General features: G+C 56.5%; 1 protein-coding gene. It reads right to left on the minus strand.

Features of this window, described 5'->3' with window-relative positions; translation table 11 throughout:
- Nucleotides 1–246 (minus strand): arginine--tRNA ligase (gene argS / locus MKD49_RS26220; RefSeq protein ID WP_252697767.1); only part of this gene is annotated, 246 nt, incomplete at both ends.

Here is a 246-nt window from a genome sequence, read left to right on the forward strand (position 1 = left end):
TGGAATCCTGGTAGAGCTGCTCGACACCGGACAGGTCGAAATCGTCGACGTCCATCCGTTTCTCGACGATGTACTCAATGAGCATGCCGAACTGGGTGCCCCAGTCACCGATGTGATTCTGTGGGATAACGGTGTGCCCTTGAGCGCTCAGGACACGGTTGAAGCAGTCGCCGATGATGGTGGAACGTAGGTGACCGACGTGCATCTGCTTGGCGACATTGGGGGCCGAATAGTCGATGACAACTC

This window comes from Herbaspirillum sp. WGmk3, from assembly GCF_023952535.1.
Lineage (GTDB): Bacteria > Pseudomonadota > Gammaproteobacteria > Burkholderiales > Burkholderiaceae_D > Herbaspirillum > Herbaspirillum huttiense.